Source organism: Binatus sp. (SeqCode), assembly GCF_050013435.1.
Lineage (GTDB): Bacteria > Desulfobacterota > Binatia > Binatales > Binataceae > Binatus.
In genome coordinates this window covers 1-6,321 of record NZ_JBEKFG010000115.1, presented here as the reverse complement: position 1 = coordinate 6,321, position 6,321 = coordinate 1, and the positions used below count along the sequence as shown (strand labels likewise).

The following is a 6,321-nucleotide window of genomic DNA, read 5'->3' as shown; positions in this document are numbered from 1 at the left end:
GCGCGGCGACCCGCGCTGCACCGCGGTCTCGCTCTTTGCGGACCCAGGGGTTCTCGGTCTGCCGCGCCCAAGTTCAAATCCATCTTGCGATGCTGACGGCAAGATACAAGGGGTCACCCCTGCTGGATGAACTGTTCAGCCTGCCCCCAGTGGCCCTTGCGTGCTATGGGTGCGCTATGGTCAATCGCCAGGATGTTCTGCGCTCGCTTGGCTCGTCCGCAATCGGGCAGCCGCCGCTTGCAGCGAAAATTAATTTTGACGGAACAAAGCTAGCGATGGTGGTGCTGCCATATTCGGCCACAACTAATGGTAGAAATCGCCCATTTCGGCCGAACTTGACCACACGGAATTTGCTCCCATTTTTGACAATAGTGAGCCTCTTCGGACAAACTTTTCTGTCTTTTCTCCATTGAGAATCAGGAATTCGCGATGCCTCAAGTGATACTTGCGATCGACCAGGGAACCACGGGCACGACGGTCTTCGTCGTCGATGCCCGCGGGCGCATCCGCGGCCGAGCCTACGCCGAAATCAGGCAGTACTATCCGAAACCCGGATGGGTCGAGCATGACCCCGAGGAAATTTACCGCTCGGTCGTGACGCTTTCGAAAAAAGCGATCGCCGCCGCGAAGCTGCCGGCCGCCGCGATCGCCGCAGTCGGCATCACCAATCAACGTGAGACGTTCGTGGTATGGGAGCGGCGCAGCGGTCGCCCGATCTATCGCGCGATCGTATGGCAATGCCGGCGCAGCGCCGCGATCTGCGACGAGTTGCGCGAGCGCGAGCCCGAAGTCGCGCGCCGGACGGGCCTGGTTATCGATCCCTACTTCTCGGGCACGAAGCTCAAATGGCTGCTCGATCAAAAGCCCGAACTACGCAAGCGCGGCGGGCGCGGCGAGCTGTGCTTCGGCACGATCGACACCTGGCTGGTGCATAAATTGTCCCGCGGCGCGGAGTTCGTGACCGATTACACCAACGCGTCGAGAACGATGATGTTCAATCTGGCGCGCCGGGATTGGGACGATGAGATGCTCGCGATGCTGGCGGTTCCGCACGAGATGCTGCCACGGGCCGCAAGTTCGCGAGGCCCGCTGGCCGAGACGGCGCCGGGCACGATCGCACCGCGCGCGATTCCAATCGCGGCGATAATCGGCGATCAGCAATCGGCGCTCTACGGGCAGGGCGCGGTCGCGGCCGGCGACTCGAAGGCAACCTACGGGACGGGAGCGTTCCTGCTGATGAACACCGGCGACCAGATCGTGCCGTCGAAGAATCGCTTGCTCACGACCGCCGCACTCGGTCCCGCCGGCGAGCCCGCCTACGCGCTCGAGGGTTCGGTGTTTATCGCGGGCGCGGCCGTGCAATGGCTTCGCGACGGCCTGAAGCTGGTGCGCACGGCCGCGGATACCTACGGGCATGCGCGCGCGAGTTTTGCGAAAAATAAAGATCGCACGCATCCCTACGTGGTGCCGGCGTTCGTTGGACTCGGCGCACCGTATTGGGACGCATCAGCCCGGGGCGCGATCGTGGGAATCACCCGCGGCACCACCGGCGCCGATATCGTGCGCGCGACGCTCGACAGCATCGCCTACCAGGTGCGCGATGTGATAGTTGCGATGGAATCCGACACCGGCCGTCCGATGCGCGAGCTGCGCGCCGACGGCGGCGCCACCGCGAATCGCTACCTGATGCAGTTCCAGGCGGATATCCTTGGCAAGCCGGTCCGGCGCGCGAAGATCGCCGAGACCACCGCGATGGGCGCGGCGATGCTCGCGGGCCTGGCGATGGGAGTCTGGAAATCACCGGATGAGTTGCACGCGATCGCCGAGGGAGCGGAAGTGTTCAAGCCGAAAATGCAGACTGCCGAGCGTGAACTACTGCTTGCCGGATGGCGCGACGCGGTCGCGCGCGCGCTCACGAAGCCGTCGGATTAAATCGAGGTATCAAAAGAAATGCCTGAAAATGGGAAACCGATCGTTACTATCCTGTACCCCGAGCAGCACGAGCAGGCCGCCGTCGCGCTCGGCCGCGCGTTCATCCACGATCCGGCCTTCAAGGCGATCCTTCCGGAAATTACCGAGCCGGTCGCGCGCGCCGAGCATCTGGCGAACTTGTTTCGCGCGCAGCTGGGTGTGGAGCGTCGGACCGGACAGCCGGTCTTCGGCGTGGTCCATGATGGACGCGTCATTGCCGCCGCGGTGACCGAAGGCGTCGGGCATTCAGGTACGCTTGGGTTGATCGCCGCGGGACTGCCACAGTTGCCGCGGCTGGTCCGGGGGGTCGGATGGGGCGGAATGATCCGCGCGATGAATATTGTCAACGTACTCGCAAAGCACCATCCCAAGGAGCCGCATCTATATCTGCAAACCCTCGGGGTCGATCCGGACTTTCAGGGCAAGGGCTACGGAAAGGCGCTGCTCGCCCGACTCGCGCTGGAGGCACGGGTGCGGCCTGAAATCGCCGGCGTTTACCTCGAGACCGGGACCGAAGCCAACGTCGCGTTCTACAGTTCCAATGGCTACGAAGTCCTGGGCGAGCTGTACCCGATAGGCGTCAGGCAGTGGCGGATGTACCAGCGCAAACAGTAGGGCTGAGCCTTGGCCGTGGCGACGGCAGCGCAGTATTAAAGCCCTTGGCAGGGGCCGCGCCCGCCAACGGCGGGCGGCCTTAATACTGGGTGCAGGGGTCACCCCTGCTGCCGCGGCTGAATGGTCGTGACACGCAGTCCACTGGAGGTCCAGCCCACATCGAAGCCGACGATGTCGCCTTCGCGAATCAGATCGATTCCCGGCATAGTGCCGCCAATCGGCGCGCCCACTACCGCCACGAATGGAAACTCAAAGGGGATTTCCTTGCCGCTATGCGACCGCACCACGCCACGACCGCGCGCGCGGTCGAGCTTGAGGATCATCCCCTGGTAGAAATTTCCGGGAAAGCGCTCGCTGTCATACTCGTCGGCCACGACCCTATCGAGTAGCATCCCACGGCGCCGCGGAAAAGCGGCAATCGCGAATCCGCCGGGAGCGCGCCCGGGAGCACGTGTCCGCGGCGAGGGCGCGACGCTGGTGATTGTTTTGCTTTCGCCTGGCCACTCGATGGCTACGGCATCGACTGGCAGACTTGCAATTCGACGAGCGCGTTGTCGATGAATCCGATCGCGTTGGCCTTATGCCCTCGATAGTCATTTGCGGCCTCAGCCCGTAGTACGTAGCGTGCATGCTGTAGCTCGTTCATCGCTTGTGAGATTGCAGGATGGCTGCCCGGTGGAGGTCCGGGGGGAGGACCGTAATAGCCAGTGCCGCCGTACGCCGGCCGCTGCATGCACACGGCACAGGTCAAGAAAACTCCGAAGATGACGCCGCCGGCGAAACACAATCCTTTGAGCATTGGACTACTCCCTCATGGCGGCGCAATTTAGCACAGCCGGCATTGGATCGCATCGACGACGGTGCTCCCGGCGTCGTGGCCGGTGATGGTATGATTGAGACGCAGGCATTCCCGGCGAAGCGTTCCAAATCCCGGTCAAAGCCGATAAGTTCTAGGACGGTCAGGTGGGCGATATTTGAGAATGGCAAGCGTCGAAAGCATCAAACCGGGCGGGATCAGCGCCGCGGCTGAAAAGGCCGAAACGCTCGCGCTTCGTGGTGAAGGCTTAACCAAGGTTTACGGCGGCCGTGCGGTCGTTGACAACGTCGACGTAGTGGTCAAGCCGGGCGAGGTGGTGGGTTTCCTGGGACCCAACGGCGCGGGCAAGACGACTACCTTCTACATGCTGGTGGGACTGCTCAAGCCGGACCATGGGCGAGTCGTGTTCGGCGGCGAGGACATCACGACCCTGCCGCTGTACCAGCGCGCGCGCCGCGGGATTTCATACCTGCCGCAAGAGCCCAGCGTCTTCCGCAAGCTGACCGTCGAGCAAAATCTGCTGGCGGTTCTCGAAACGCTGCCGCTTACCGAAGAGGAGCGTAACACGCGCCTGCAATCGCTGCTCGACGAACTCGGAATCTCGAAACTGGCGAAGGCCAAGGCGGGCGTGCTGTCCGGTGGCGAACGCCGCCGCGTAGAAATCACCCGCGCGCTGGTGCTCGATCCGGTGTACTTATGCCTCGACGAGCCGTTCGCGGGAATCGATCCAATCACCGTCGTCGAGATTCAGCGCGTCGTCTCTTATCTCAAGGACCGCGGCATCGGGGTGCTCATGTCGGATCACAACGTGCACGCCACGCTGTCGATCATCGACCGCGCCTATATCATTCACTCCGGCAAGATTTTGTTCGAGGGCGAACCGCGCGACATCGTCGCCAGCGAGGCAGTACGCCAGGTGTTCCTGGGCGAGCGATTCAAGCTGGCGAGATAGCGGGACCGATCGATCGAAAGCGCGCGGCCGAATCAGAAAGAAAACCCGGACGACGAGCCAAACCCGGAACCTGGCATCGGCGGCGGATAAGTTGGATAGCCGTAACTGCCGTAACTCGGCGCGTATCCGGAGCTGAATCCACCGAGACCTCCGCCGCCGTAGCCGCCGCCCATCGGCATACCGCCGCCGAGCAGCCTGGGGATAATCGTGTTCAACATGCTTGGCGGGGCGCTGTTGTATTGCTGATACTGCTGTTGCTGGCCCTGGGCCTGGTAGGCCTGCGCACCGGGCGGCTCGTTGTTCTGATAATCCTGGATCGAACCACTCGCGGCGTATGGATCGGAGCCATCGGACGGCATTGCATTCCCGGACGGAACTCCGTTGACCGTCGATCCGGAACTGCCGCTGCTGCCAGCCAGTTCAGGGCTGATCTTGATCCGGTTGTCCACCACCAGCGACGGATCCTTCAGATAGCGGCGAGCCTTCTGCTCGGCGTCAGTCTTGCCGAATTCGCTTGCGACAAAGCCAAACAGGATTACCTGCTTGCCGCCGCTGGTACTCGTGACGACTTGCGCACCGACCAGCGGCAGCGAGTGATGCTTCAGATAGTCGGAGAGACTCTGGCTTTGCGGCGAATCGATCACACCGCCTACCACTGTGCCCGCGCTCGATGGCGGCGGCAGACTCGAACTGGAACCGAAGCTGCTCGAGGTCCCCAGCGGCGCCCCTTTCGTCGCACCGGTGGTTCCATAGGGATTCTGCACGGGCACACATGACGCCAATCCCGCCAGAGCCACCGCCAGCCCGCAGGCCGCCAGCGAATTTGCGATGCGGCTCATAACGGCTTGATTATAGTCCTGCGTCAATCACCTAACAATTCGGCGAATTCCGGACTGTCCCGCGTCGCGACGCGGACTTCGCGGCTACTTCGCGTACCCGATCTCGACGATGAAATCGCGCACCAACTGATTGAAAACGGCGGGATTCTCAAAATAAATCGAATGGCCGCTGCCGGGGACCGTGCGCAGCCGCGAATTCGGCAGCGCCGACGCAAGCGCCCTGACGACCTCGGGTCTGATCAGCGTGTCCTCCTCGCCAACCATGCACAGTATGGGCATCGTCAGGCATCGCTTCACGGCAGCGAGATCGTAGCGCAGGCCGATTAACCGCGGGCCCGCGTCGGCGGGAGGCCGCGCGCCATGAATCCGGATTTCGTCGTACAGAAACGCCATCTCGGGGCGCCGTGAGAAATAATCGGCGGCATACGTCGGCAACGATCCGATCGGCGGCGTCGCATCGACGGGCATCGGCTCGCGCGGCCGTTCGAACTTCATCTCGGGCGTGAAGATTCCGCCCGGTGTATCCGCCATCACCATCGCTGCGACGCGTTCGGGATGCTTGAGCGCGTAGCCGACGATCGTCCATCCGCCCATCGATTGCCCGATCAGCAAGGCCTTGTCGATCTTCAGATGGTCGAGCATGGCGCCGAGATCGCTCGCGTGCGCGCGATTGAACAGGTCGTCGGGGTCGGGCGAGAGGCCGAAGCCGCGCTGGTCAACCGTGATGCACTCGAAAGATCGCATGAAGTAGGGAACTTGCTGCCACCATGAGAGATGGTTGCCGCCGAGGCCGTGCAGAAAGATGATCGGCGCGCCGGCGCCGACGCGTTCGTAGTAGAGCGAGAACTTGCCGATTTCCAATCTGCCGGGCGTGATTCGATATTCCATCGTGACTCCCCGTGCGAGCGGTTTTGCAGTTCCTAGTGGTAGCCGGGCGAAAGCGCGCGGGCAAACCGTTTCGGACCAGTCTTTTCGATTGATACTGCGGGTGCAGGGGCCGCGCGCGACAACGGAGCGCAGCCTTAACGGTGGGTGCAGCGACTGTGTTGATAGTCAAGCGGGATTTGGGCATGGAGCACTCCAATGAGTGCGATGTTTAAGCATCGCATTGAGGATGGTTATGAGTT

Annotated in this window: 7 protein-coding genes; 3 read left to right on the top strand and 4 right to left on the bottom strand. The window is 62.5% G+C overall.

The window, feature by feature from the left end:
• Positions 1–429: 429 nt before the first annotated feature.
• Together glpK and ABSB13_RS16310 are read left to right on the top strand one after the other, a co-directional pair.
• Positions 430–1,932 carry a glycerol kinase GlpK gene (gene glpK / locus ABSB13_RS16315; RefSeq protein ID WP_428110353.1) on the top strand — a complete coding sequence of 501 codons (1,503 nt, stop codon included), beginning with the start codon at positions 430–432 and terminating at the stop codon, positions 1,930–1,932.
• 18 nt (positions 1,933–1,950) lie between these two features.
• A complete protein-coding gene (locus tag ABSB13_RS16310; RefSeq protein ID WP_428110351.1) occupies positions 1,951–2,586 on the top strand; it encodes a GNAT family N-acetyltransferase in 636 nt (211 codons plus the stop codon).
• Between the two features lie 98 nt (positions 2,587–2,684).
• On the opposite strand, the gene ABSB13_RS16305 is transcribed toward ABSB13_RS16310, so the two are convergent.
• Together ABSB13_RS16305 and ABSB13_RS16300 are read right to left on the bottom strand one after the other, a co-directional pair.
• On the bottom strand, positions 2,685–2,978 hold the full coding sequence (locus ABSB13_RS16305; RefSeq protein WP_428110350.1) for a hypothetical protein: 294 nt from the start codon (positions 2,976–2,978) through the stop codon (positions 2,685–2,687).
• A gap of 119 nt (positions 2,979–3,097) precedes the next feature.
• Positions 3,098–3,385, bottom strand: coding sequence for a hypothetical protein (locus tag ABSB13_RS16300; RefSeq protein ID WP_428110348.1), 288 nt, complete (start codon positions 3,383–3,385; stop codon positions 3,098–3,100).
• Positions 3,386–3,566: 181 nt separating this feature from the next.
• Here ABSB13_RS16300 and lptB point away from each other — a divergent pair, with 181 nt between their 5' ends.
• A complete protein-coding gene (gene lptB, locus ABSB13_RS16295; RefSeq protein ID WP_428110346.1) occupies positions 3,567–4,355 on the top strand; it encodes an LPS export ABC transporter ATP-binding protein in 789 nt (262 codons plus the stop codon).
• A gap of 32 nt (positions 4,356–4,387) precedes the next feature.
• Here the strand turns inward: lptB and ABSB13_RS16290 are convergent, their stop codons facing one another.
• The gene (locus tag ABSB13_RS16290; protein ID WP_428110345.1) at positions 4,388–5,194 is read right to left on the bottom strand and encodes a hypothetical protein; all 807 of its coding nucleotides are present in this window, start codon (positions 5,192–5,194) and stop codon (positions 4,388–4,390) included.
• A gap of 84 nt (positions 5,195–5,278) precedes the next feature.
• Entirely contained in the window at positions 5,279–6,082 is an 804-nt protein-coding gene (locus ABSB13_RS16285) for an alpha/beta fold hydrolase (RefSeq protein WP_428110343.1), read from the bottom strand.
• Between the last annotated feature and the right edge of the window lie 239 nt (positions 6,083–6,321).